Origin of the sequence: Mycobacterium sp. SVM_VP21 (assembly GCA_024758765.1) — a bacterium.
GTDB classification, from domain to species: Bacteria; Actinomycetota; Actinomycetes; order Mycobacteriales; family Mycobacteriaceae; genus Mycobacterium; species Mycobacterium heraklionense_C.
Genome location: CP101406.1, coordinates 2,573,775 through 2,600,393 on the forward strand (window position 1 = coordinate 2,573,775; position 26,619 = coordinate 2,600,393).

Below are 26,619 nucleotides of genomic sequence, written 5' to 3' on the forward strand. Positions count from 1 at the left end.
GCCCCTCCTTCGTCGAGGCCCGCTAAACCACCGATTATGGACGCTGCGGCAATAGGGTGAAACCCATGCGCGTTGTCGTCATCACCAAGACCGGCCCCCCATCGGTCCTACAGGTGCAGGACCGCCCCGACCCGCCGCCGCCCGCCAGCGGGCAGGTACGGATCGGGGTGCGGGCAGCGAGCGGCGGGCGTGAACTTTGCCGACCACCTTGCCCGAATGGGTAGAGCCAGCAGGCCGCTACGCCGGGCGGGCAGACTGGCAACCGCTGGCCAAATCGCCCTAGCTAGCACTAACCCTTGCCTCAGTTGTTGGTAGTCGTGGTGTCGTGAGTTTGGACTCGGTTGCGCATGACTCCATTGATAACTACTGCAACCTGGTACAACACCTTGACAGCTGCCAACATTTGAGCGCCGGCATAGGTCGCCGTCATCGCCACCAACGCGGCCAGGATGCTGTTCTCGACAGCATGGCTGGTCAACAACGGGTCTCCGCCAGCAACAACAGCCCACAGGATTGTTACCACGGAGGCAATCACATTGGCTATCGCGGTAATCAAGAACACCGCTACCAGGTCGAGGTATGCCGAACTGTCATCAGCATCGACTCGGCCACGTTGGACAATGCTTCGTGCGAGCGCGACTGTGCTCTTCTCGCCATCTTCGGTGACCTGTGCAGGTGGCGATTTAAGTGTATTGACAACTAGCAGCGCGGTGACACGATCGAACGGCATAGCAAGGATCAACGCCACGGCAGCCAATGCGATCGCGAAACCCATCGAGGTAAACGAAAGCAATGGCCCAGCGACTTCCGCGACTTTCACATCAATGTGGCGTGGTTTGGACCGAAGACCACACATCAGCCCTAGCACCGTCAGGCCGCTCATGGCCGAGAGGTAGAAGTTGGGGTGTTTGACAATCCGCTTCCACCGCGATGCGATCAAAGATGCGTTGGCCATAAGGTTGTTACCCTTGCGACCCATTGGTAAATGTCTTTCGTGCCGACTCAATCAGCGCAAGGACCCGATCGCGTATCAGCCCTTCGGTATCGGCGTCGGCAACCGTCGGCACTTTGACAAAGACGCGTTGCTGGTGCTTACTGCTCGTAATTGTGGTCTCTTTGTCGGAGTTTCCCTTACGGCCCGTGATTTTAAATTTGCTCATGGAGGCAGCCGCATGCGTTAGGGAGCTGCGGATCGCCCTGACAATACCGCTGTCGATACTGAGGGCCTGTTTGCGAGCGGCACGCACCCTAACTTCTGCTTCGTGACCACCAGATTCGTCGGCAAGCTCAGCGAGCTTGTGACTGTGGTCGTCCCAGTCAAAGTTCGGCCGTGTCACTGTGGCGGTTGCCTCTCGGATCCGCGAAAAGGACTCGATTTCGGTTAGCAGTGAAGGTGACTGTACCGGATTGATGTCGAATTCAACTGCGCGCTTGCTCCAGATCTCTTCTGCAAGTAGCTGAAAGTAACGAGCTAACCGCACGGCCGTGATTCCATTCCGGGCGCTCTCGAACGCGATGAACCGATCTTCTGGGGTGATCGACACCACGATCGCGGCCACTTGTGCGAGCCACTTTCCGTCAGGGGTGGTACCACTGTCAGTTTGCCCAGTGCGGTAATCGAAGTAGACCGGCACCTCGTCGGGGGTCCCGGCCACTATGGTGCCGTAGAAAACTTGGCGTGGCGCCTCACGCGCATCGGGCCCGTCATCTGTAGACGCTTTCAGGTCGATCGCGAACGTGAGATCTCTAGAAACTGCTTGCAGGGTCTGGGGCGATTCTCTGGCCGCGATTTCCTCGAAAAGCTCGCCGTAGGGAAGCAATTCGTCACCTTCGCGGGCGTTCATCGTCCACAGCCTGAAGGTGACGGTACGGTGACTCGGGGGCATGCAACTCCTTAGGTCAAAAAGCACAGAACTGGTCCCGGCTGAGATAGCGTTTCCAGGCGCAGACCCGTTGGTCGATCTCGTGGGCTAGATTGCCACGCGTTGCGCAGAAGCAGGTACAGCCATGGTCACGCCTACGTTTCCGCATCTCCCTCGGGAAGGAGGGCGATACAATCGGCCCTCGATAAACAACGGGACTAGCTATACCAGAAGGCGACACCCTTATCGACGAGGCCCCGCAGAGTTATATCAGATTCGATCGATCACGATCAGAGGATCGATTCACTCCGCATCAGTTCATGACATTCGGTTGGAGTGGGTCTATGCGACACTCGCGGTCACGAACACAGTTTGCGGACCGCAGCGCCAATACTGATGTGCCTGCAATTCTAGGCCCAAAATGGGCGGCCCCGGTGAACTGCAGGACCGCGTGGGCTACCTTGCGCGGATACGGGTGACTAAGGCCGGCGGGCCGGTGCTGGCGCACGCAGAAACCGAAGGCTGCCGTTCGCGAATGCCCCGGAAGCCCACCGCATTCTGGCCGCGCGGGAAAACGTCGGCAAGGTGGTGCTGGTGCCCTGAGGTCACGTGCTCAGACGCTGCGGGCCAGCCGGTGCGCCAGCAGCTCGGCGAACCGCGCCGGATCCTCCAGCGCCCCGCCCTCGGCCAACAGCGCGGTGCCGTAGAGCAACTCCGCGGTCTCGGCCAAGTCGGCGTCCTCGCCGCCCCGCTCGCTGTGCGCCTGGCGCAGGCCGGTGACCAGCGGATGGCCCGGGTTGAGCTCGAGGATGCGCTTGCCGACCGGGACCTCCTGGCCGTTGGCGCGGTAGATGCGGGCCAATGCCGGGGTCATCTCGAAGGTGTCGGTGATCAGGCAGGCCGGTGAGTCGGTCAGCCGGGTGGACAGCCGCACTTCTTTGACGTGCTCCGCCAAGGCCTGCTCCAGCCAGGCGATGAGGTCGGCGAAATCCTTCTGCTGCTCCTTGCGCTCGGCCTCGTGCGCGGCCTTCTCCTCCTCGGAGTCCAGGTCCACCTCGCCCTTGGCCGTCGACTGCAACGGCTTCCCGTCGAAGTCGGCGACGGTGTTCACCCACACCTCGTCGATCGGGTCGGTGAGCAGCAGCACCTCATACCCCTTGGCCTTGAAGGCCTCCAGGTGCGGCGATTTCAGCAGTTGCTGGCGGGATTCGCCGGTGGCGTAGAAGATCTGCTCCTGGCCGTCTTTCATGCGTTCGACATACTCGGCCAGGGTGGTGGGCTCGGTGTCGCTGTGCGTCGAGGCGAACGAGCTGATCGCCAGCAGCGTCTCCTGATTGTCGAAGTCGGAGAGCAGTCCCTCTTTGACGACGCGGCCGAACTCGGTCCAGAACGTGCGGTAGTCCTCGGGCCGCTGCGACTGCAGCTCTTTGATGGTGGACAGCACCTTCTTGGTCAGCCGGCGGCGAATCGCGGTGATCTGCCGGTCCTGCTGCAATATCTCGCGAGACACGTTGAGCGACATGTCCGCTGCGTCGACGACGCCCTTGACGAACCGCAGGTACTCGGGCATCAGCTGGTCGCAGTCACCCATGATGAACACACGTTTGACGTAGAGCTGCACCCCGACGTGGGCGTCGCGGTTGAACAGGTCGAACGGGGCGTGCGACGGGATGAACAGCAGCGCCTGGTATTCGAAGGTGCCCTCGGCCTTCATCGCGATGACCTCCAGCGGGTCATCCCAGGCGTGCGCGATGTGCTTGTAGAACTCGTTGTATTCCTCTGGCGAGACTTCGTCTTTGGGGCGCGCCCACAGCGCCTGCATCGAGTTCAGGGTCTGGGTTTCAACGGTGACTGTCTCGTCGCCGCCGTCCGCCTCTCCCTCTCCCGGCCCGGTGGCCGGGCGCTCGACCTGCATCCGGATCGGCCAGGCGATGAAGTCGGAGTATTTCTTGACCAAGCCCCGGATCGTCCACTCCGCGGTGTAGTCGTGCAGCGCGTCGTCGGCGTCTTCGGGCTTGAGGTGCAAGGTGATCGACGTTCCCTGCGGAGCGTCCTTCACCGCCTCGATGGTGTAGGTGCCGTCGCCACTGGACTCCCAGCGGACCGCCTCGCTCTCCCCGGCCTTGTGGGTGACCATCACGACTTTGTCGGCCACCATGAACACCGAGTAGAAGCCGATGCCGAACTGGCCGATCAGCTCTTCGGAGGCGGCTTCGTTCTTGGCGTTCTGCGCTTCGCGCAGTTGCTGGCGCAGCTCGGCGGTACCGGATTTCGCCAGGGTGCCGATCAGGTCCACCACCTCCTCGCGCGACATGCCGATCCCGTTGTCGCGGACGGTCAGGGTGCGGGCGGACTTGTCGACCTCGATCTCGATATGCAGGTCGGAGGTGTCTGCCTCGAGGTCCTTGTTGCGGAACGCCTCGAGTCGCAGCTTGTCCAGTGCGTCGGAGGCGTTGGAGACCAACTCCCGCAGGAACGCGTCCTTGTTGGAGTAGACCGAGTGGACCATCAAATCCAGCAGCTGTCGGGCCTCGGCCTGAAACTCCAACTGCTCCACACGTGCGTTCATAAGCGCCAAATTTTACCGACGGCCTCATCGCGTTGATCGGGGGGCCAAGCCGCCCGCGGGGGAGCCCCCGACTGCGGCGGACGGTGTCTTTACCGGATCTTGACCGCCCGTTGAATCGCCCCACCGACTATTGCCCTCGTGACTACCATTCAAGCCGTGGAGCTGGGGGTTTTGGGACCTCTACAGGCCCGGCGGGACGGCGCCCCGGTCACGATCCCGGGTGCCAAACCGCGTGCGATCCTCACGATGCTCGGTCTGCACGGTGGCTCCGTCGTGTCGGCCGAAACACTGATCGATCTGCTCTGGGGCGATGAGCCGCCGCGCACTGCGTCCAAGGCGCTGCAGACTCACATCTCCTCGCTGCGGCGGGCCTTGGGCGACGGCTTCGTTCTCACCGAGGGCACGGGCTGGATCCTCAACACGACGGAGGTGGATGCCCCGCGCTACAAGCGGGCCACCAAGGCAGGACGAGACGCCACGGCCACCGGCGACACCGGCCAAGCGGTGCTCCGCTTCGAGGAGGCGCTGAATATCTGGCGCGGAACACCCGAACTGCCCGATTCGCGCCGCGGAATCTCGGAGAAGACCCGCTGGATCGAGGGGCACGCCGCCCTGGTCGAGGACCGTGCCGACGCGTTGCTCGCGACGGGGCGGGCCGCAGAAATCATCGGCGAGCTGGAAGCCGCGGTGGCCGACGCACCGTTGCGCGAGCGGCGATGGGCACAGCTGATGCTGGCGCTCTATCGCGCCGGCCGCCAGGGTGAGGCCCTCGGCGCGTATCAACGAGCCCGGTCGCTGCTCGCCGACGAGCTCGGCGTCGATCCCGGTCCCGAGCTTCGACGGCTCGCGGCCGCGATCGTCGCTCAGGACTCCGCACTAGACCACCCCGTGACCCAGCATCTTTCATCGGTGACCCGGGCCGTGACCTTTCTGCTCACCGACATCGAGGGGTCGACTGCCGCGTGGGAGGCCGATGCCGACGCCATGGCGATAGCGCTCGCTCGCCACGACGAACTCGTCGAACAGGTCGTCACCTCACGCGGCGGGCGGCTCATCAAAACGCGTGGCGAAGGCGACGCCACCTTCTCGGTGTTCGACCGGCCCTCAGCGGCAGCCGCCGCGGCTATCGAGTTGCAAGACGCAATCGTCCACGAGCCGTGGGGTTTGCACGAACCCATGCGCATCAGGATCGCTCTGCATACCGGCGAGGTAGAGCTGCGCGACGGTGACTATTTCGGTCGCGCGGTCAATCGCGCCGCTCGCCTGCGGTCGCTGGCCGTGGGCGGCCAGATTCTGTGCTCCGGCGCTACGGCCGAGCTCGTCATCGACACGCTGCCCGACGACGTCGGCCTTGCCGACCTCGGGATGCGTGCACTGCGCAACCTGCCGCGCCCGGAGCATGTCTTCGAGCTCCGCCTACAGACCGCCGAACAGGTCGAGGAGCCCGTCGACGAAACCTTTGAGCGGCCAGCACTCCCCGCGGTACTGACCGGCCCTGGGCGGTTCGTGGGGCGTGGCCCGGAGCTGGAACGACTTGCCACCGCCTGGCAGGCCGCGCTCGCCGGTGGCATTCACGCAATGCTGCTTGCCGGCGAACCCGGTGTGGGCAAGACGCGCCTGGCCGGCGAGTGGTCTCGACAGGTTTACGAGCAGGGCGCCACCGTGCTGTACGGCCGTTCCGACGAAGACCTCGGCGCGCCCTACCAGCCGTTCGCCGAAGCGCTGCGTTCGCTGGTGCCCTGCATCGACACCAAGCGACTGCGGGGACTGCGGGGCGTTGAGGCCCTGATCCCACTGATTCCCGGGCTGACCGATCTGCTCCCCGATCTGTCCGCGCCACCGCGCGCCGATCCCGACACCGAACGCTATGCCCTTTTCGACGCCGTGGTCGCGTTGTTGGAACTCGCCTCCGCGAGCGCGCCCGTCGTCCTGATACTCGACGACCTGCACTGGGCGGCCAAACCCACGCTGTTGCTGTTGCGGCATCTGCTGCGCTTCGGTGATCACACCCGAGTGCAGATCGTCGCGACGTACCGCAGCACTGACCTCGACCGTTCCCATCCGCTGGCGGCGATGCTCGCCGATCTGCACCGGGACGGCACCGCGAATCGGCTTGCGCTCAGCGGACTCGACGAGGATGACGTTACCGCCTATGTCACCGAAGCCGGTTACGACGACGAAGAGCTCGCCCGGGCATTGGCGTCCGTCACCGGCGGCAACCCGTTCTTCTTGATCGAGGCGCTGCGACACGTCGAGGAAAGCGGCGGCGTATGGGATCCGAGCACGTTGCCGCAGGGTGTTCGGGAAGCCGTGAGCCGCCGGCTTTCGCGACTCCCCGCGGAGACCAACAAGGCACTCGCCGCGGCCGCGGTCGTGGGCAGCCGCTTCGCTGTGGACCTCGTGGAGCAAGTGGTTGAACAGGACCTCGTCGACGCCTTCGACCAGGCCTGCAAGGCCGGCATCGTCATCGAAGAGTCCGGCGGTCGATACCGGTTCAACCACGCCATCGTCCGGCAGGCGCTGCTTGCCGAGCTGGCATCCGTGCGACGTATGCGACTGCACCAGCGCATCGCCGCGACACTGGAAGCCACGTCCGGCGCCGACGACGAGCTGCTGTCGGAACTGGCGTACCACTATTTCGAATGTGCCTGGGCGGGAAATGCGGCGAAGGCCGTGGAATATTGCCGGCGAGCAGCGGACCAGGCGATGTCTCGGCTCGCCTACGAAGGCGCCGCCGACCTGTACGCCCGGGCACTACACGCGCTGGAAGAGATCGACGACGAGCTGCCCGACCGCGCCGACCAGGCCGCCGAGCTGCTGATCGCCCACTGCGAGGCGCTGCTGGCCGCGGGTGAGGCTGCTTCGGCCGCAGGTGCGGTCTCGCAATTGCAGGCGGCGACCGTCGATTCGGTCCGATTGGCGGCGTGGGCGACGTGCTTCGACGGCCAACTGTCGATGCTGATCCATCCCGAACGGTTGGACGAGGTCGAGATCGCGTTGAGCACAGCTGCCGACAGGCTGGCCGGATTGAACGATGCGGCCGGGGAGGCCAAGGCCCATACCGTACGGGCCGGATGCCTTGCGCGCCTGGGGCGAATCGGCGACTGCGAGATCGCATTGGACAACGCGCTGACCGCGGCGCGGCGTGCGCGTGAACACCGTCGGGTGAACGCTGTGCTGGCGGGTGCGCCTCTTGCGGCACTGTGGGGGCCCAACCCGGTTCCGCGGGCCGGGGGACGTTGTCTTGACGTGGTCCGGCTGTTGCGAATCACGACGGATTCGCCTGCGGTCGAGGCGACGTCGACGCGATGCCAAGCCGTGTTGGAGGCTTTTCGCGGCCGCGCCGCCACCGCCCGACGAATGATCGACTCGGCGCGGCGCACGGTGACCGAGCTGGGCCTGCGCCATGCCCTGCTTGAGGTGGAGCAGTTCGCCGGGATCATCGAGCTGATCGTCGACGACCCGGGCGGGGCCGAGCCACATCTGCGCCAGGCCTACCACGGGTTCCGCCGGATGGGGCTGGACGCTGACACCGCCGAGACCGCTGCCCTGCTAGGCCGGACGTATCTGGCTCTGGGCCGAGATGCCGAGGCCGACGAGTTATGCACGGAGAGTGAGCTTCTCTCGGGGCATGCACTGAAGGCGTCGATCGCCTGGCGCACACTTCGGGCGCTGCTGTTGGCACGCCACGGTGATCATGGCGCGGCACGGCAAATGGCCGAGTCCGCGGTCGATCTGGCGCAGCGCACTGACGCGTTGGTCGATCACGGCGATGCCTGTCTGGCGCTGGCAACGGTGTTGAATGCCGCCGGAGACGAGGCGGGTGCGCGGGCCGCCGCCGATCGGGCGGCGGGCCTGTACGAGCGGAAAGGCGCGGAGGCGCTTGCCGCAAAGGCGCGTGCCACGCTTGGCGAGTCCGTCGCGACTCCCCCTGCCGAGCCACCCGAATCACCGTCCGTCGACCTCGACAATGCGGCCGTCCGTGCGGGCGATCGCGTGATGGCGGCTATCGAGCGCAAGGCCTGGGACGAGTTCGAGCAGCTGTTCGTGCCCGACGGCACCATCGAGAGCCGCCGGAAGATCGTCGGCTTTCCGCAGAACGAGGTCTCGGCGGGCGGGGTGATGCATCAGACACGGCAGGACCTCGAGTCGGGACTCATGCGGATCGAGCGGGTCGTTGTCGCCGTGCGAGGCACCCGCTTGGCCCTTGCCCGAACGAGCCTGTGTACCCCCGATCCGGGCCCCGGCGCACCGCACGACGAGCTTCTTCAGCTGTACGGCATCGACGAAGAGGGACGAATCGTGCTGCAGGTGTGGTTCGACGTCGAAGACTTGGACGCGGCGATCGCCGAACTCGACGCACTGCATGCCCAATTCGAAGGCGAACGCCCACCGGCGCGGCGGCCGGAAAATACGGCCAGTCAACTGTACGAACGATTCAAGGCTTGCTTCGCCGTCCGCGACTGGGACGCCATAGCCGCGACGCTGGCCGAGAACATTTCGACCGAGGACCGGCGCCGGGTGGTCAATGCCGGCCTTCGACAAGGGCCAGCTGCGGTGATCGCCGAGGTCTCGGGCCTCGTCGACGTCGTCAGATCGATCACTTCAGAGGTCGTGGCAACCCGCGGTGCGCGTCTATGCCTCAATCGTTCGTGCACTGAGGGTTACGAGGACTTCCGCACCTACTTTCTCGACGTGGTCGAAGTTGATGCTGACGGTCTAGCCGTGGCCCGTGTTGTGTTCGACCCTGAAGACTTCGACGTCGCCATCTCCGAACTCGACGCCCGCTACCTCGCCGGCGAGGCTGCCGCCTGCGCCGACACGTGGTCGGCGATCACCGAAGCCTTCGGTGCTCTCAATCGAGGTGAAATGCCTCCGACCGTGTCCGGCTTCACCGACGTCGACCATCGGACGCTTGCGACGGTCGGGACGGGTGACCTGATGGCATACCTGCGCGTCGCGCTGCAAGACACCACGCAGAACACCATCTATGTCGAGGCCGTGCATCACTTGACCGACCGCGGCGCGGTCGTCACCCATGTGGCCAAAGGAACTTCGCGAGACTGCTTGGACGTCGAGTGGCGCCTTGTCGACACTCTCACCGTCGATGGCGATCTGATCAGCCATTGCGAAATGTTCGATGAGGCAGATCTCGATGCCGCGCTCGCGAGGTTCGAAGAGCTGCAGCCGCAGAAGGCGCGTCGATTGCACAATGCGGCAAGTCAGGTGTCCCAACGCTTCCTGGCCCAGTTCGCCGTTTGCAACTGGGACGCGATGGCCGAGCTATTGGCTGACGATTACTACCAAGACGATCGCCGACGTACCGTGAACGCCGGAATTCGACGCGGTCGAGATGCGGCCCTCGCAAATATGCGAGTTGTCGCCGGGCTTGGCATCACCGACGTCATGGTGAGCGATGTCGCGACACGTGGGGACTCTCTCATCCTCACCTGGAGCGTCTTCTCATTCCGGGATCAAGACCCCGAAGCCTTCGTCGCCGAGCAACTCGACGTCGGTGAGGTCACGTCGGACGGGAGATTGGCGGCGAGCGTCTCCTTCGACCCCGACGACTTTGACGCCGCCATCGCCGAGCTCGACGCCCGCTACCTCGCCGGTGAAGCGGCAGCCCACGCGCAGACATGGTCGGCGGTCGGAGCGGTTCTCGTCGCGCTCAGTCGAGGTGAAATGCCTCCGATAACTCCCGACTTCGCCGACGTCGACCATCGAACGCTTGCAACCATCGAGCCTGGTGATCTGGTCGCGTACCTTGGGGTCGGACTGGCCGACATGGTGCAGAACATCCTCTACGCCGAGGCGGTTCATCGGTTGACCGACCGCGGCGCGGTCATCACCCACGTGGCCAAAGGGACATCCCGAGAGGGAGTAGATGTCGAGTGGCGCATGGTTGACACCCTCACCGTCGACGGCGGCCTGATCAACCGCTGCGAGATGTTCGACGAGGAAGACCTTGACGCCGCGCTAGCCCGATTCGACGAGCTGAGCCGACCGAGGCCTGCGCTGGAGAACGCAGCCACGCGGAACTGCGTACGCGTCGCCGAAGCTTTCAACCGCCGCGACGGGGACGCGATCTTCGCCCTTGCCAACGAAGATGGCCGTTACGAAGATCGCCGAAAAGGTCTGCGCTCCGTCCTCGACGGCCCCGAACGGCGGAAGGTCATCGACGCCACGTTGAATACGGTCCCCAGCACCTGGCGGTTGGAGGTGGAACCCATCGCCATTCGAGGATCTCGGCTCTCGCTGACCCGCGACCGTTATTGCGACATAGGTGTTTCCGAACGAACGGTCGTCGTCGAGATGTTGCATCTTATGGACGTCGACGCCGCCGGTCTTATGCAGTACACCGTGACTTTCGATCCCGACGACATCGACGCCGCCCTAGCTGAGCTAGACGCCCGTTACCTCGCCGGGGAGGCGGCCGCCTGCGCGCAGACGTGGTCGCTCGTCACCGGCGCTTATGCCGGGTTCAACCGGCGCGATCTTGCTGCAACAACGCCGGACTGGGCAAGCATTGATCACCGTCGCGGGGCGGGTTTCGCCACCGGTGACATGGTCCCGTACATCGAGGCTGCCTGGGACGACTCTCCCGAAACCAGGATCTACGTCGCAGCGGTTCATCGGCTCAGCTCAATCGGAGCGGTCGTCACCCATGTGGCGCAGGGGATTTCCCAGGATGGATTCGACGCCGAGTGGTGCGATATCAACGTATTGACCGTCGACGGCGATTTGGTCAATCGCTCCGAACTGTTCGACGAGGACGACCTCGACGCTGCGCTCGCCAGATTCGACGAACTCAGTTGATCACTGCGCCTGGCTCACCGACGACATGTGGAAATCGGGAATCCGCAGTGACGGCATCACCGCCCGGGTCGCCCAATCGCCCCATTCCCGGGGCAGCGTCGGCTCGGCGATACCGGCCTGAGTGGCACGGCGCAGCAGGTCCAGCGGACTCTCGTTGAACCGGAAATTGTTCACCGCCGCTGTCACTTTGCCTTCGTCGACCAGGTAGACGCCGTCGCGGGTCAGCCCGGTCAGCAACAGCGTGGTCGGATCCACCTCGCGGATATACCACAGTGTGGTCAACAGCAGCCCACGCTCGGTCGAGGCGATCATCTCGTCCATGCTGGCCGAACCGCCCGTCATCAACAGGTTGTCTGCGGCCAGGGCGACCGGGACGCCGAATTCGGCGGCAGCGGCCCGCGGATAGGCCAGCGCGTTGATCACCCCGCCGCGGATCCAGTCCACACAACCGATGTCCAGGCCGTTGTCGAACACCGAGGCAGTCTCCGCCGAAGTGCCGGTCGCCACGAACGGTGCACACTCGAGCCCGAACGCATGCGGGTCCGAATACAAGGTCAGAGGCAATTCAGACAACCGCTCCCCCACCCGGGTGCCGCCGCCGGGCGCCGACAACGCGGTACGGCCTTCTTGGGCCCCGCGGCCGCTCATCGTCCAACCGAGATAGATCATCATGTCGGCAACGGTGGAAGGCGGCATCAACGTCTCGTAGCGTCCGGCCGGCAGTTCGACGCTGCGCGCCGCCCAGCCCAAGCGCGTCGAAAGCTGCTCCAGCAAGGAATCTGTCGGCACGTCAACGAAATCCGGAGTGCTGATCCCCGCCCACGCGCTGGCACCATTGCGTTTGGCGTTGATCTCCACCGTTCCGGTGGGCTGGGTGAAACGCCGCCGCAACCCGGTCGACGACGCCAGGAACGTCGTCTCCACCTCGTGGCGGGCGAACCCGTAGAGCTGGTCCGCGTCCCGAAAACCTCGACTCAACGAGCTGGCCAACCCAGCGAAGACCTCCGCGCCGGTCTGCGGGACCGGGGCGTCCCAGTCCCCCGGGACGGCGGTGCCACCCAGCAGTTCCGCCGCGTCGCGGGCCTCCGGTGCGCCCGCGGCCGCCTCTACTGAGGCCGCAACCAGCTCGGGGATCAGCGCCGGATCCACTTCGGCCGAGCACAGCGAGCCGACCCGAGCACCCTCGTCGTCGGAGACGATCGAGATGACCGTAGTGGTTCGACTGCTCGACACCCCGTTAGTGGTCATCGAGTTACCGGCCCAGCGCAACGACGCCTCGGTCCGGTCGGTGACCAGCACGATGGTCTCGGTGTTATCGCTCTTGGCCGCCGCCAGCGCGGTGTCGATGACTTGTTGTGGCCCAATCATTCCCGGCCCCCCTCGCTGCGCGTGTTGAGCACGTTGATCCCCCGGAACAGCGCCGACGGGCAGCCGTGGCTGACCGCGGCCACCTGACCGGGCTGCGCCTTGCCGCAGTTGAACGCCCCGCCCAACCGCCACGTCGAGGCGCCGCCGACGGCCTCCATCGCGTTCCAGAAATCGGTGGTGGTCGCCTGATACGCCACATCGCGAAACTGCCCGTCGAGACGGCCGTCACGGATCCGGAAGAACCGCTGTCCGGTGAACTGAAAGTTATAGCGTTGCATGTCAATCGACCACGATCGGTCTCCGACGATGTAGATGCCGTTGTCCACTCGACCGATCAGATCCGCGGTGGACAGGTCCTCGGTTCCCGGCTGCAGGGACACATTGGCCATCCGCTGGATCGGGACATGGTGCGGTGAGTCGGCGTATGAGCACCCGTTGGAACGAGATCGTCCCAACCTGGGCGCGAACACCCGGTCCAGCTGATACCCGACGAATCGCCCGTCGCGCACCAGGTCCCAGCTCTGAGCCGCCACGCCTTCGTCGTCGTAGCCGATGCTGGCCAACCCGTAGGGCACCGTGCGGTCCGCGGTCACGTTCATCACCGGCGAGCCGTATTGCAGGGCGCCGAGCTTGTCCGGGGTGGCGAACGATGTGCCCGCGTAGGCCGCTTCATATCCGATGGCTCGATCGTATTCGGTTGCATGCCCGATGGATTCGTGGATGGTCAGCCACAGGTTGGTCGGGTCGATCACCAGATCGGTCGGTCCGGCGGTCACGCTGGGCGATTTGACCTTCTCGGCCAGCCAGACCGGCAGTTCGGTCAGCTCGCCCGACCAATCCCAGATCTCGTCGCCGGCCACCGCCTCCCAACCGCGCGCGGTCGGCGGCGCCAGCGTGCGCATCGAGTCGAAGCCGTCCGGTCCGACGGTGACTGCGTCGCAAACCGGCATCAGCCGCACCCGCTGCTGAGTGATCGACGATCCGAACACATCGGCATAGAAGGTCTGCTCCTTGACCGCGGTCAAGGAAGCCGTGACGTGGTGCACCCCATCGGCGGCGAGCAACCGACCCGAGTAGTCCTCCAGCACGTCGATCTTGTCAGCGGTAGGTACCTCGAACGGGTCGATCAGGTAGTCCGACACCCACGTCGCGTCGCGGTACACCGGTTCGGCGGCCAGCTCGACACGTTCGGCGTTGAGCACCGCCAACGTCTTGGCGACCTGCACCGCACGGCGCGCGGTGTCAGCCGCTACGGGCGTCGCCAGTTCGGCATGCGAGGCGAAGCCCCAGGTGCCGTTGACCACCACCCGCACCGCGAAGCCGAGCTCGCGGTTGACCACGGCGGTCTCCAACTCGCCGTCTCGTAGCCGAATGACCTCAGTGGCGATCCGGTGAATCCGCAGGTCGGCATGCTCGGCGCCGGCCGCTCTGGCCGCCGACAACGCGGCGTCGGCCAGCTCGTGGCGGGGCAGGGCCAAAAACTCGGCGTCGATCCCCCGGTTCGCTGTCACCCGTCCACCGTAACGACGTACCGATGGTTGACCACGGCGTAGGTGTCAATAAGGATCACGACGTGACAGCGCCCCAGCGACTGGTTGAAGACGGCATTCGACGCTACGGCCGATTCGAGGGCCGGGTCCGCGACACCAACCCGGTCGATGCGCACCGAGGTCTGTCGCGCCTCTGGCGCGAGTTTCGGCTCAAAGAGTGGGTCGGATTCGCGGCCGCAATGGCCGGCGGTGTCGTCGGCTCCAACTTCGTCGACCGGCCGGAGTTCAGCGACGACGATGACGAGTCGTCGAACTGGGTTCCCGGTGCCGTGGAGCCGCTCGCGGGAGTCCAGTTCGATTTCGGGTCCGCCGATCCGCGGTCGACCGCGCGCGTGCATGACCGCGACGGCCGGCTCGATGTGACCTTCACGCCCGCGGGGCGCAAGGCGGTCAAGGTCAACCTGGTCGCGGCCGCGATCGACTACTGGCAACTCGCCGGGATCTACCGCGGAACGGTGACTTCCCTGTCCGGTGAGTCCTACTCCTTCGACAACGTGCCCGGGGTGCTCGAGCGGATGAAGACCCGATTTTGAGTCGGCGCAAGCGCTTTAATACACCTATGAGTCGCGCCCCCCGTTCTGCGGCGCTGGGCTACGCGCTGCTCGCCCCCAGCCTGTTCGGCGTGGTGACTTTCCTGCTGCTGCCGATGCTGGTGGTGGTGTGGCTGAGCCTGCATCGCTGGGATCTGCTGGGACCGATCAGCTATGTGGGCGCGGCGAACTGGCGATCGGTGATGACCGATCCGGTGTTCGGCAATTCCCTTGTGGTGACGGTACTTTTCGTCGCGTTCGTCGTCCCGCTGCAGACCGCGTTGGGGTTGGGTGTGGCGCTCTTGCTGGCGCGCGGGTTGCCCGGCAGCGCCGTGTTTCGCACCGTGTACGTGCTGCCGTGGATCTGCGCACCGCTGGCGATCGCGGTGCTGTGGCGATGGATTCTGAGCCCCACGGACGGCGCGGTGAGCACCGTGCTCGGTCACCGCATCGAATGGCTGACCGATCCGGGGTTGGCGCTGCCGGTGACTTCGGCGGTGGTGGTGTGGACCAACGTCGGCTACGTCGCGCTGTTCTTCCTGGCAGGCATCCTGGCCATCCCCACCCAAGTGCTCTCGGCGGCGCGCATCGACGGCGCCAGCGGGTGGCAGCGGTTCTGGCGCGTCACCTTGCCAATGCTGCGGCCCACGATGTTCTTTGTGCTGGTCACCGGCGTGGTCAGCGCGGCGCAGGTGTTCGACACCGTGTACGCGCTGACCGGCGGCGGACCGGGCGGCCGCACCGACCTGATCGCCCACCGCATCTATGACGAGGCATTCGGGGCGGCGGCGATTGGCCGGGCCGCGGTGATGGCACTCGTGCTGTTCGCCGTCCTGGTTTCCGTGACGGTTGTTCAGCAACTTTCGTTGGGCCGGCGGGTCAGCTATGACCTCACGTAACGGTGTCGTCTACGCGCTGCTGACGATCGGCGCGCTGATCACCCTGGCGCCCTTCGGGCTCGGGCTGTTGACCTCGTTCACCCCGGCGCGCCAATTCGCCACCGGTTCCCCGCTGTCCTGGCCGCACCCGCCGACACTGGACAACTTTCGTGATCTGGGCGGTGCCGGATTCGGCCGTGCGGCGGCGGTTACGACGTTGATGACGGCGGTAATCGTGGTGGGACAGTTGAGTTTCTCGGTGCTGGCCGCCTACGCGTTCGCCCGGCTGGAGTTTCCGGGCCGCGACAAGTTGTTCTGGGTGTATGTGGCGACCCTGATGGTGCCGGCCACCGTGACCGTGGTGCCGCTGTATCTGATGATGGCGCAGCTGGGTCTGCGGAACACGTTCTGGGCGTTGGTATTGCCGTTCGTATTCGGGTCGCCGTATGCGATCTTTCTGCTCCGCCAGCATTTCCGCACCGTCCCCGATGATCTGATCAACGCCGCGCGACTCGACGGAGCCAACACTCTGGACGTGATCGTGCACGTGATGCTGCCGGCGAGCAGGCCGATCCTGGTCACGCTCGGGTTGATCACCGTGGTCTCACAGTGGAACAACTTCATGTGGCCGCTGGTGATCACCAGCGGCGACAAGTGGCGGGTGCTCACGGTGGCCACCGCCGCCCTGCAGTCGCGCTACAACGCGCAGTGGACGCTGGTGATGGCGGCAACCACCGTGGCGATGATTCCACTGATCGTGTTGTTCATGGCGTTCCAGCGCCGAATCGTGCAGTCGATCGTCGTTACGGGGATCAAGTGAGCCGGCCGCGGTTCTCCACCGTGTTCGCCGCGGCGGTGGTGACCCTGGCCGCCCTGCTCGGCGCCGCGGCGATGCTGCTCGACGGGGCCTCGAACCGGTCGGCGGCCGGCACGACGGTGGTGACGGTACGACTGTGGGACGAACAGGTCGCGAACGCCTACCGGCAGTCGTTGGCCGCGTTCCACCGCACCCACCCCGAGATCGAGGTCCGCGTCAACGTTGTCGCCTACCGGACCTACTTCGACACGCTGCGCACCGATGTCGCCGGTGGCGGCGCCGACGACATCTTCTGGCTCTCCAACGCCTACCTGGCCGGCTACGCCGACAGCGGACGGCTGATGAAGATCGATGCGGCGGGCTCGAATTGGGAGCCGTCGGTGGTCACTCAGTTCACCCGTGACGGCACGCTATGGGGAGTCCCGCAACTGACCGACGCCGGGATCGCCGTGTACTACAACGCGAATCTGCTGGCCGCCGCCGGGATCGCGCCCGCACAGTTGGAGCAGCTGCGCTGGGATCCCCAAGGCGCGCGCGACACCCTGCGGCCGCTGCTAGCCCGACTCACCCGCGACAGCGCCGGACGCACCGCCAACTCCCCCGGCTTCGACCAGCGGCGCATCCGACAGTGGGGCTACAACGCCGCCAACGACCCGCAGGGCATCTACCTGAACTACATCGGCTCTGCCGGCGGAGTGTTCCAGCGCGGCGACGATTTCGCCTTCGACAACCCGGCAGCGATCGGCGCCTTCGGTTACCTGGTGCGGCTGATCAACGACGACCACGTGGCACCGCCGGCCTCTGAGACCAACACCAACGGCGACTTCTCCCGCAATCAGTTTTTGGCCGGCAAGATGGCGCTGTTTCAGTCCGGCACCTACAACCTGGCGGCCGTCGCTGAGCAGGCGGCGTTCTCCTGGGGGGTGGCGATGCTGCCCGCCGGGCCGGTCGGACGAGTCAGTGTCACCAACGGGATCGCCGCCGTCGGCAACGCCGCATCGCCGCGTCCCGCGGCGGTACGGAAGGTGCTGGCCTGGCTCGGCAGCCGCGACGGCAACGCCTACCTGGGGCGCCACGGGGCGGCGATACCGGCGGTGCTCAGCGCACAACGGGTCTACTTCGACTACTGGGCGCAGCGCGGGGTCGACGTCACACCCTTCTTCACGGTGCTCAACGGACCCCGCATCCCCGCCCCGGGCGGCGGTGCGGGCTTTGCCGCCGGAAACCAGGCCATCAAGCCCTATTTCGACGAGATGTTCCTCGGCCGCTCCGACGTTGACACTGCCCTACGCCAAGCGCAGGACGCCGCGAACGCGGCCGCACGCCGGTAGCTGCCCGCGAGATCGGGTCGACGCAGGAAAACTGCGAGTAGCTACCTGCGTGAGCGCGATCTCGCGGGGTATGCCGGATGTCCCTTCCATCCCCGTGACCACAAGGCGCTGGCTACCCGATCGATGACCCCGGCCGCGGTGTCCTCCTTGATCACCCTGTTGTTCAGCCAGCCGAGTTGAGGCAGCGCGCGTTCTCGGTAGTGGTCCTTGACGTAAGAGCTGCGGACGGTGCGGTGCACCTCGCCGTCGTACTCGGCGGCGACTTTGAACTCCTCCCAACCCATGTCCAGGACGGCGAATAGACGCCCGTTGACGTGCACTGGAATCTGCGTCTTCGGAACGGGAAACCCAGCGTCGATGAGAAAGAGGCGGAGCCAGGATTCCTTTAGCGACTCCGCTCCCCTGTCCACCAGCGGCATCAGCTTTCGAAGTTGCTTCAGGCCCCTTGCACCGGGATAGCGCTGGGCCAGGCCCAGCACATCGTCCACGCAGAATTGCGTCGCCCGCGCTAAGGCATCGAGACGAGCCAAGGCTTCTCCCCGCGGCAGATGACGAGCCAGATCGAACGCGGTGCGTGCGGCGGTGGTGACGGTGAGCCCCTCGATGATGCTGGCCTCATCATCGCCTAGCCGTTCATTGCGCACGATGACCCCGCGTGGAGACGGCGCCTTTCGGCTCAGTAGCTCGATGGGGATATCGGCGTCCACCCACTCCGCTCCGTGTAGCGCGGATGCGGCGACGCCGGCGATCACAGCGCCCCGTCTAGACCAGAGCCACGCTCCGACGATCCTGTCGTGCAAGGTCACCTGCTGGAACTTCGGAAAGTACACATCAGGGTGAAGTCGACGGAACCAGCGCGTTAGCCCGTGCCTAGTCACCGCGCCGACCGCGAGGGCCTCACTGCCGATGAAGACGCCCTTCATACCCGCGAGGATGCGTGCCGGATCGGCCATCCGCACTTCACCCGGCCGCGAAATCGAATTCACGCAGCAAAACTGCGAGTGGCTACCTGCGTGAGCGGGATCTCGCGGCCGTCAGGGCGTTGTCAACACGGTCAGTTCAACAGCCACTGCCGCACCGCACATCACGACCACCACCGCCAGGGCAACCAGGTCGGACAGACCGGGCCGCGACGGCGACGCGGAAATCTGGCCGATGCCACCACGAGCGGTGATCGCGTCCCCCATCTCGTCGGCCCGGCGAAGAGTCACGGTGATGGCCGCAGTCATCAGATCGACGGCCTCGCGTGCCCAATGGCGCCGGCGTTGCCGCCGGGTCCGCGGCCGGAACCGGGGCCGCAGGCGCCGCGCGGCGTAGAGCACCCGGAACTCATCGACCAGCATCGGGAAGGCACGCAGTGCCAGCGCCAGCGCCACCGCCCACTCGTCGACGGGAATGCGAAGCAGCCGCAGCGGTCGACCCAGCGTGGCCACCGCGGGAGCGATCTCCGCGACATTGGTGGTCCACGACACCATCGCGCCCAGCCCCAACAACACAATCGACAACGCGGTGATCCGCAGGAAGTACAACAGCCCACCCAGCCCAGCCGGGTCGCCGCCGGACATGGCCGCAGTCCCGCCGCCGATCAACAGCAATACCCACAGCCAGCGGGGTACCGAGGGCAACGCACCCCGAGGGATGCGAGCAATCCTGGCCGCGCCGAAGACCAGCAGTGCCACCGCACCGATCGTCGCCCAGCCGGGATAGAAGGTCAGCAGCACCGAGATGCCGAAAACCACGATCAACTTTGTGCCAGCCCACAGTCGGTGCATCGCGGAGTCGCCGGGAACCGGCCGCAGCAAAACCACCGGCCGAGGGGCGCTACGCGCCTCCCCCGTCACGCCGCACCTGCCGGCGCCGGCACCAGTACACCGTTGTGCAGGTGCAGAGTCCGCGGGCACAAGTCGCCCAGGCCGGCGAAATCGTGCGAAATGACCACCACCGTCAGACCACTCTCCCGCCGCAGATCCTCCAGCAGTCGCAACAAGCCTTCCCGGCTGGCGGCGTCGAGGCCCGCCAGCGGCTCGTCGAGGATCAATGCCCGCGGCGACCGGGCCAGCAGGCCGGCCAGCACCAGCCGGCGCATCTGGCCGCCGCTGAGCTGGTCGATGCGCCGTCCGGCGAGCGCCGCGTCCAAGCCGACGGCGGCCAGCGCGGCGCTGACTTTGGCGTGGTCACGCGGTGAAAAACCCGCAGCCGAAGCCACTTCCCGACCGACGTAGCTACGCATCAGCTGCAGCCGAGCCGCCTGGAACGACAGAGCGACAGCTCCGACCTGCTGGTCGGCGGGCCGGCCCCCGAGCAGGCAACGGCCGGTGGTCGGCGTCGTCAGGCCGGCCATGATCCAGGCCAGGGTGGACTTGCCCGAACCATTGCCGCCGTGGATCAACAAGCCGTCGCCTTCGTCGACGCTGAAGCTGATGTCCCGCAGAGCGGTCTTGGCCCACGGCGTGCCGCTGGCGTATTCGTGCCCCACGCCGGACAACTCGAGCACCGGCGTGCGCTCGTGTCCCGGTGCGCCGCCGCCGGACGCAGCGGGGACCTCGGCGGTCTCCACCATGGCGGTGTTGTCGCGGGACCCGGACAAGTCGATGGTCCGGTCGGCGCTGCCGGCCTCGTCGTTGTAGTGGGTGATGTGCACCAAGGAGGTGCAGCGCCGGTCAGAGCGCCCGGCCAGCTTCGACAACAACCCCAACAGCGCCTCGCGTCCTTGCGGGTCGACCATGCTGGTGACCTCGTCGGCGATCAACAGTGCGGGTTCGCGCGCCAGCGCCGCCGCAACCGCCAGCCGCTGCAGCTCCCCGCCGGACAGGCTGCCGGTGTCGCGCTCGGCGAAGCCCGCCAGGCCGACCTCGCCGAGCAGCCGCTCGACGTCGGTGCTGGTCCCCGGCGGCAGGCCCCACACCACGTCGTCGGCGACCCGGGTGCCCAGCACCTGGCTCTCCGGATGCTGCATGACCACCGCGGTGCCCCCGGGCGCCCCAAGCCCCACCGCGCCGGGGCGCTCAACGGTGCCCGCCGTGGGGGCCCGCCCGGCCAGCAGCAGCATCAAGGTGGTCTTGCCCGACCCGTTGGCGCCGGTGATCGCGACGTGCTCACCAGCGACGACTTCCAGGCTTACCGGCCCGAGGGCGTCATGGTCGGACTGCGGATAACGGAACCGCACCTGATCCAGCCGGACGGGGACCGGCGCTACCGGACCGCTCTCGGCCAGAAGGTCCAGTTTGTGCACATCGGGCACCCCGCGGAGTCGGTGCAGCACTCGCGACAACGCCCACCACCCCAGCAGCGAGACGATCATGACGCCGATAGTCATCTGGGCCAGGATGAGCCACTGCCAATAGTGCAGCAGCGCACCGAGAAATCCATTCAGATCCTGGGCTGCTCGCTGGAATTCCGGCAGCGGAATACGCGCCACAGCGGCCGCAACCCCGTGCACATTGGCGGTGATCGCATCGAAGATCAGGTGGCGCAGCCGGGACAACACCGTCAGCGCCAGCACCATAGCGGTGCCGAAGACGGCGCCGGCCACCGCGGAGGCCGCGACCACGGTGGGCAGGCCGCGGCGATGGCGCTTGATGACGCCGGTCAAGCCGCCGATGTAGGCGCTGTTGACCACAGTCATGAAGCCGCCCATGCCGGCGATCAGAAACGCGATGGTCGCGGCGGCGACGGTGGCGGCGATCAACACGCGAATCCGGTAGCGGTAGGCCAACAGCCCCATCGGCACCGTGCCGAGCAGCGCCAAACCAGCGGCGAAGGGCACCACAACCGCGATGATCGCCGTCGCCGCGCACAGCGCCGCCATCACAGCGGCCTGCGCAATCTCGAAGGACTGCATCGACCGCGCCCGGACTCGGTTGATGCCCTGGCCGGTCTTGGTCACCCGTCGATTCTGCCAGTCGCTCGGACTGCCCCACGCGGAGCGGACCGAGCTGGTCCACTTTCGTTCACGCATGTGAAATACTTGCCCGATGGTAGCCCCCGCCCAAGCCAGCCTTGGAGCCGATTTGCTCAGCGTTGTCTCGCGGCTCAACCGGCTCGCTACCCAACGAGTCGCGCTGCCCATTCCGGGGGCACAGGCTCGACTGCTGTCCACTATCGAGGACCTGGACGTGGCCCGGATCTCCGACCTGGCCGCGGTAGACCACTGCTCCCAGCCGACGATGACCACCCAGGTGCGCCGACTCGAGGACGCCGGCCTGACCACCCGCACCCCCGACCCGCTCGACGCCCGAGCCGTCTTGATCCGAATCACCGACAAGGGCGTCGAGACCATGGCGCGGGTCCGTCAGGACCGGGCGGCGGCGCTGGACCCCGAACTGGACCGGCTTTCTGCCGAAGACCGCCGGACACTTGCCGACGCGGTCGAGGTGCTGCAGCGATTCCTGGCCGAAGCCGGCCCGACCCGACCGGTCCGCTAACGGCGCCATTGGGCCGCGCCGATTGCAAGCGCGGCGAAGCCGGGCGAAGCGGGTCGGCGCCATCGGGCACCGCCGATCGCAAGCGCGGCGAAGCCGGGCGAAGCGGGTCGGCGCCATCGGGCACCGCGCCGATCGCAAGCGCGGCGAAGCCGGGCGAAGCGGGTCGGCGCCATCGGGCACCGCCGATCGCAAGCGCGGCGAAGCCGGGCGAAGCGGGTCGGCGCCATCGGGCACCGCGCCGATCGCAAGCGCGGCGAAGCCGGGCGAAGCGGGTCGGCGCCATCGGGCACCGCCGATCGATCTAGCAGCCGCAATTCGGCTGAGAAGTTTCCAGCTTGAGCGCCTTTTCGAATATGCTCAACAGCGGCATCGGCCCGAAGCGATCCTAGGCCTCCTGCGGCCCTCGCGGCTCGCCCTCTGGGCTGCCGGTCTTCGGGGGAAGGACATCGTGGCGGATAGATTGGCGCTGGTCACCTCAATCGCCGCCCAACTGATGGCCACCACACCATCAACGGCTGCCGCGGTCAGTGAACGTGTGCTGCAGACTTTGGTCGAGCAACTCAACGTCGACGCCGGATTCCTACGCCACAACGACCATGAGATCAGGGCCTCCAAGCTGGTGGCCGAATGGCCGCCGCGCCTGGACACCCCGGAGCCCGACCCTTTGGCGGTCGTATCCTTCACCACCGCCGATCCGGTCTTCACCACCTGTGCGCACGGCAAGCGGGTGGCCGTCATCCGGCCGGAGGCCGACGAGTCCGGCTATGTGCGCCAGATGTCGATGGACCATGCCATCGAATCGCTGTCGGTGGCCACCGCGCCGCTGATCTCCGGACCGGTGACCATCGGGATGCTGGGCCTGGTCAAGTTCCGCCGACCCAAGTGGCGACCTGAAGAACTCAACACGATCGAGGCGATCGCGTCGCTGTTCGCGCAGCTGCAGGCGCGTGTCGCGGCCGAGGAGCGGCTGCGTTATCTGGCCGACCACGACGACCTGACCGGCCTGCACAATCGTCGCGCGCTGGTGGCCCATCTGTCCGAGCGCCTGGTCGCCGGCAACCCCGGCCCGGTCGGCGTCTTCTACATCGACCTCGACCGGCTCAAGCCGATCAACGACTATCTCGGTCACGCCGCCGGCGACTGGTTCATCCAGGACTTCGCCCGCCGGCTGCGTGCGTACGCCGGAAACCGGACCATGGCGGCCCGGATCGGCGGGGACGAATTCGTCGTCATCCCGGACTGGCCGATGTCGATGGCCAGCGCCGAGACGTTCGCCGACCGGCTGCAGGGCGCGCTGCGCGAGCGGGTGGAGATCCAGGGCCACACGGTCAACAGCACGGTCAGCGTGGGCGTGACGGTCGGTCTGCCCGGGGAAGACACCAGCGCCGGTCTGCTGCACCGCGCCGACGAGGCCGTCCTGGCCGCGAAACGCGGCGGCGGCAACCAGACCGTCAGCTCCACCGACGACATGTCCTTGAAGAGTTTGTTCCGCAAGGACATCGAACTGCACATGCAGGGCAAGATCGACGACGAGTCGTTGTTGCTGTACTACCAACCCGAGGTCGATCTGTGGAGCGGCGCCATCGTCGCGGTGGAGGCGTTGGTCCGCTGGCGGCACCCCACCCGCGGGTTGCTGTTGCCGAGTTCGTTCATCAGCATCGCCGAATCCGCCAACCTGGCCGATGATCTGGGCCGGTGGGTGATGCGCACCGCGTGCGCAGAATTCAGCCAATGGCAGACCAACGGCGTCCGCACCAACGCCACCCTGCGCGTCAATGTCTCGCCGGTCCAGTTGGCCGCCCGCGGTTTCGTCCAGAACGTGGTGGAAACCATCAACGAATTCGGACTACGCCCCGGTTCGCTCTGCCTGGAGATCACCGAGCGGGCGGTGGTGCAGAACATCGAAAACACCCGTCGTACCCTGGCGGAACTGCGCGAAGCCGGGGTGCAAATCGCGATCGACGACTTCGGGACGGGTTACGCGGTCTTGTCACACTTGAAGGATCTGCCGGTCGACACTCTGAAGATCGATACCGTGTTCGTGCGCGAATTGGGCGTCAATCCGGGCGATCTCGCAATTGTCCGAGCGATCATCGCCCTGGCCGAGGCATTCGGCCTGCAGGTGGTCGCCGAGGGTGTGGAAACGTCCGCGGCCGCGCTCACCTTGATGCGGCACGGCTGTCACCGCGCGCAAGGATTCCTGTTCTCCCGCCCGGTGCCGGGGCCCGCCGCCGAAGCAATGCTGGCGTCACGCTGGATGGCGATGCCTTTCCTGGCCGACAGCCAGGCTTTGGTGATCTGACAAGAACATCGCCCGGTAGAAAGTGGCACGCAACCGCACCCCCGTCTGCCTGCCGGCGAGCGCTGCAGTCGGTGCGGTGCACCAATGCGGCTCGGCGTGCGGCGGCACACGGCGATGCGGACCCCTCAAGGTGCCCCGGGCGAAGCTTCGGGAGGAACTCGCCGGCCTCGGCGCACGCCGCAGCGCACCCGATCCGCACAAACCAGTCCCTCGCATAACCGGAGATAGTACATACCTTTTGGATGATGTTCAATCCATACGAGACTGTGCGTCACATCACGTCGACTGCCTATGTATCGCGCGCGGCGCAGTCAACGCCCGACAGCGGCGAACCCTGCCCACGCCGTCTGCGGAGCCCGTCATAATCAGACGCATGGAGCGACGGCGGAACGCGCAAACCCCTCTGGCACCGATGGACACGCTGCGGCAGTTGCCGGCCCTGGTCGCGCTCGAGCGGATCCCCGTTCCGGTGCTCGCGATCGCCGACGACGGCACCATCTTGTTCGCCAACAGCGGGTTCGCCGCCATGCTGGGCTACACCCAAGAAGAGGTGCTGGCCCTGGAGTTTCGGCAGATCTTCGGCCAGGTTCCACCGGCCGAGGAATCGGCCCTGTCGGTGATGCATTCCCTGGCCAATCTGGTTGTTTCCCTGGAACATCGGGACGGCTCGACGGTGCGCGCCCTGATGAGCAAGTCCGCGCTCGAACGTGCCGATGACCGGGTTGCGCTCGCCACGTTCCAAGATCTCACCGAGCAACTCTGGCTGGAGGAGCGCTAGCACCCTCAGCGCTCGGCGGACGACGCGCCGTCACTGCCGTTCTGATAGCGCAGCGCGTCGCGCGCCAGGAACTGTCGGAAATACGGCAGCGAGTCGGGCACCACGATCGCCGGCAACAGCGTCTCCCACATCCGGGTCACCCGGCCGATACTGTCACCGGCGTAGTGCGTCAGCAGCCACGTCCCAAGCATCGCCGAGGTGATCGACTCGGCAACATGGCGGGCATCGAGTTCCTCACACAGGTCACCCTCGCCGATCGCGCGCGCGGTCTGGGCGGCGACCGCGTCCGCCCATTCGCCGCCGACCTCAGCCCCCAATTCGTTGGATTCGGCCAGTGCGAAGACCAGATGACCCGCGGCCCGCGCCTCCTTGTCGACGGACAACAGCTCCGTGACCGCGAACATGCCGTGGATCATCCCCTCCAGAGCGGGCGAGGACGGCTGGCACATGCTCCGGAACGTGGTCAAGACCGTGGCGAAACCGCCCTCGATGATGGCCGTCACCAACGAATCCATCGAGTCGAAGTGGTGGTACAGCGCTCCCTTGGTCACCCCGGCCCGCTCGATGATCGCGGTTCGCCCGGCAGCGACGTAGCCAGCCTCGCCGAAGACGTCGATGGCCGCATCGAGTAGCTTGCGCCGAGTCGCCTCGGACCGGACCTGGCGCGCCATCAGCCGGTCTCCCCTTCGGGCGCCGCCGACTTCGCCGCCGCGGTGGTCTTGACTGCCAAGGCAGTGCGCCGACGGACGAACTGAACGAAATAGTCGATGCGATCGGCAGGCACCACGCTGGGCAGCACAACCGACCAGACCCGCTCCAACTCAAGCAGGAACTGTTCGGGCTCATCGAGATTGCCGGCCTGTCGCAAACCCAGGTACAGCGCCACCATCATCCGGGCCACATCGTGCGGATCGCGGTCGAGGACGTCGCCTTCGGTGATCGCTCGCTCAGTCACCACGCTCAACGCCTGAATCGCATTGTTGAGCGTGGTGGCCTGCAGCCCCTCGGCACCGCCGACCACCGGCAGCAGGTGCAGCATTGCTCGGGCGCCATCACTGGTGAGGTCTTCGACCGCCATGAGGTAGCCCACGTCAAGCAGCGTTTCCAGGCCGGAAAGCTTGCGGTCCACCAATACCCGGATCGCTGTGCCCGTCTTGGCGAGTTGTTCGTCGATGACGGCCAACGCCAAAGCATGCTTAGATCGAAAATGGAAATACATCGCGCCCTTGGTCAATTCCGCTTCTGCCAGAATGTCGTCGAGGCCGACGTCGTGAAAGGGCCGCTGGGCGAACTGATGCGCAGCGGCACGGATGATCTGCTGGCGCGTCGCATCGGCGCGCCGGTCGGTCGACTCAGCCAACGCGCAATCTCAGCCTCGTCGCTGACCAGCA

18 protein-coding genes and 4 pseudogenes are annotated in these 26,619 nt (G+C 66.1%); 10 read left to right on the forward strand and 12 right to left on the reverse strand.

Annotated elements, in window-relative coordinates; genetic code table 11:
- Positions 1-65: 65 nt before the first annotated feature.
- Positions 66-222: pseudogene (locus tag NM962_11795) on the forward strand (oxidoreductase).
- Positions 223-301: 79 nt separating this feature from the next.
- Here the strand turns inward: NM962_11795 and NM962_11800 are convergent.
- Both NM962_11800 and NM962_11805 read right to left on the reverse strand, forming a co-directional pair.
- Positions 302-955, reverse strand: coding sequence for a hypothetical protein (locus tag NM962_11800; GenBank protein UVO10733.1), 654 nt, complete (start codon positions 953-955; stop codon positions 302-304).
- A gap of 7 nt (positions 956-962) precedes the next feature.
- Complete coding sequence (locus NM962_11805; GenBank protein UVO10734.1) at positions 963-1,844, reverse strand: hypothetical protein; 882 nt, start codon at positions 1,842-1,844, stop codon at positions 963-965.
- A gap of 540 nt (positions 1,845-2,384) precedes the next feature.
- Between NM962_11805 and NM962_11810 the strand changes: the two are divergent.
- Positions 2,385-2,465: pseudogene (locus NM962_11810) on the forward strand (hypothetical protein).
- Between the two features lie 10 nt (positions 2,466-2,475).
- Here the strand turns inward: NM962_11810 and htpG are convergent.
- The gene (gene htpG / locus NM962_11815; protein ID UVO10735.1) at positions 2,476-4,431 is read right to left on the reverse strand and encodes a molecular chaperone HtpG; all 1,956 of its coding nucleotides are present in this window, start codon (positions 4,429-4,431) and stop codon (positions 2,476-2,478) included.
- Positions 4,432-4,587: 156 nt separating this feature from the next.
- On the opposite strand from htpG, the gene NM962_11820 reads away from it, so the two are divergent.
- Positions 4,588-11,250, forward strand: coding sequence for an AAA family ATPase (locus NM962_11820; protein UVO14684.1), 6,663 nt, complete (start codon positions 4,588-4,590; stop codon positions 11,248-11,250).
- Here NM962_11820 and NM962_11825 read toward each other — a convergent pair whose 3' ends face one another.
- Both NM962_11825 and NM962_11830 read right to left on the reverse strand, forming a co-directional pair.
- The gene (locus NM962_11825; GenBank protein UVO10736.1) at positions 11,251-12,618 is read right to left on the reverse strand and encodes a metallopeptidase TldD-related protein; all 1,368 of its coding nucleotides are present in this window, start codon (positions 12,616-12,618) and stop codon (positions 11,251-11,253) included.
- Positions 12,615-14,129: a TldD/PmbA family protein gene (locus tag NM962_11830; protein ID UVO10737.1), complete on the reverse strand. Its 1,515-nt coding sequence runs from the start codon at positions 14,127-14,129 to the stop codon at positions 12,615-12,617. Before NM962_11830 ends, NM962_11825 begins: the two co-directional genes overlap by 4 nt.
- Before the next feature lie 62 nt (positions 14,130-14,191).
- Between NM962_11830 and NM962_11835 the strand changes: the two genes are divergently transcribed.
- The 4 genes from NM962_11835 to NM962_11850 are packed head-to-tail and all read left to right on the forward strand — an operon-like array spanning position 14,192 to position 17,724.
- Positions 14,192-14,701: a DUF2804 domain-containing protein gene (locus NM962_11835; protein UVO10738.1), complete on the forward strand. Its 510-nt coding sequence runs from the start codon at positions 14,192-14,194 to the stop codon at positions 14,699-14,701.
- Between the two features lie 26 nt (positions 14,702-14,727).
- On the forward strand, positions 14,728-15,597 hold the full coding sequence (locus NM962_11840; GenBank protein UVO10739.1) for a sugar ABC transporter permease: 870 nt from the start codon (positions 14,728-14,730) through the stop codon (positions 15,595-15,597).
- Positions 15,584-16,396 carry a carbohydrate ABC transporter permease gene (locus NM962_11845; protein ID UVO10740.1) on the forward strand — a complete coding sequence of 271 codons (813 nt, stop codon included), beginning with the start codon at positions 15,584-15,586 and terminating at the stop codon, positions 16,394-16,396. Before NM962_11840 ends, NM962_11845 begins: the two co-directional genes overlap by 14 nt.
- Positions 16,393-17,724 carry an extracellular solute-binding protein gene (locus tag NM962_11850; GenBank protein ID UVO10741.1) on the forward strand — a complete coding sequence of 444 codons (1,332 nt, stop codon included), beginning with the start codon at positions 16,393-16,395 and terminating at the stop codon, positions 17,722-17,724. The genes NM962_11845 and NM962_11850 overlap by 4 nt, the downstream gene beginning before the upstream one ends.
- Positions 17,725-17,765: 41 nt before the next feature.
- Here NM962_11850 and NM962_11855 read toward each other — a convergent pair whose 3' ends face one another.
- From NM962_11855 to NM962_11865, 3 genes are all read right to left on the reverse strand, one after another.
- Positions 17,766-18,647 (reverse strand): hypothetical protein, encoded by an 882-nt coding sequence (locus NM962_11855; protein ID UVO14685.1) that lies wholly within the window; start codon positions 18,645-18,647, stop codon positions 17,766-17,768.
- 111 nt (positions 18,648-18,758) lie between these two features.
- Positions 18,759-19,496: a CbiQ family ECF transporter T component gene (locus tag NM962_11860; protein UVO14686.1), complete on the reverse strand. Its 738-nt coding sequence runs from the start codon at positions 19,494-19,496 to the stop codon at positions 18,759-18,761.
- A 65-nt stretch (positions 19,497-19,561) separates the two neighbouring features.
- Positions 19,562-21,565, reverse strand: coding sequence for an energy-coupling factor ABC transporter ATP-binding protein (locus NM962_11865; protein UVO14687.1), 2,004 nt, complete (start codon positions 21,563-21,565; stop codon positions 19,562-19,564).
- 133 nt (positions 21,566-21,698) lie between these two features.
- Here NM962_11865 and NM962_11870 point away from each other — a divergent pair, with 133 nt between their 5' ends.
- Positions 21,699-22,148 (forward strand): MarR family transcriptional regulator, encoded by a 450-nt coding sequence (locus tag NM962_11870; GenBank protein UVO10742.1) that lies wholly within the window; start codon positions 21,699-21,701, stop codon positions 22,146-22,148.
- Between the two features lies 1 nt (position 22,149).
- On the opposite strand, the pseudogene NM962_11875 reads toward NM962_11870, so the two are convergent.
- Positions 22,150-22,281 (reverse strand): annotated as a pseudogene (locus tag NM962_11875) (hypothetical protein).
- Positions 22,278-22,456 (reverse strand): annotated as a pseudogene (locus NM962_11880) (gamma-glutamyl-gamma-aminobutyrate hydrolase family protein). Before NM962_11880 ends, NM962_11875 begins: the two co-directional pseudogenes overlap by 4 nt.
- A gap of 185 nt (positions 22,457-22,641) precedes the next feature.
- Here NM962_11880 and NM962_11885 point away from each other — a divergent pair.
- Both NM962_11885 and NM962_11890 read left to right on the forward strand, forming a co-directional pair.
- Positions 22,642-24,450: an EAL domain-containing protein gene (locus tag NM962_11885; GenBank protein ID UVO14688.1), complete on the forward strand. Its 1,809-nt coding sequence runs from the start codon at positions 22,642-22,644 to the stop codon at positions 24,448-24,450.
- A 412-nt stretch (positions 24,451-24,862) separates the two neighbouring features.
- Complete coding sequence (locus NM962_11890) at positions 24,863-25,228, forward strand: PAS domain-containing protein (protein ID UVO14689.1); 366 nt, start codon at positions 24,863-24,865, stop codon at positions 25,226-25,228.
- Between the two features lie 5 nt (positions 25,229-25,233).
- Here the strand turns inward: NM962_11890 and NM962_11895 are convergent, their stop codons facing one another.
- Both NM962_11895 and NM962_11900 read right to left on the reverse strand, forming a co-directional pair.
- Complete coding sequence (locus tag NM962_11895) at positions 25,234-25,899, reverse strand: TetR/AcrR family transcriptional regulator (protein UVO10743.1); 666 nt, start codon at positions 25,897-25,899, stop codon at positions 25,234-25,236.
- Entirely contained in the window at positions 25,899-26,588 is a 690-nt protein-coding gene (locus NM962_11900; protein UVO10744.1) for a TetR/AcrR family transcriptional regulator, read from the reverse strand. The genes NM962_11895 and NM962_11900 overlap by 1 nt, the downstream gene beginning before the upstream one ends.
- Between the last annotated feature and the right edge of the window lie 31 nt (positions 26,589-26,619).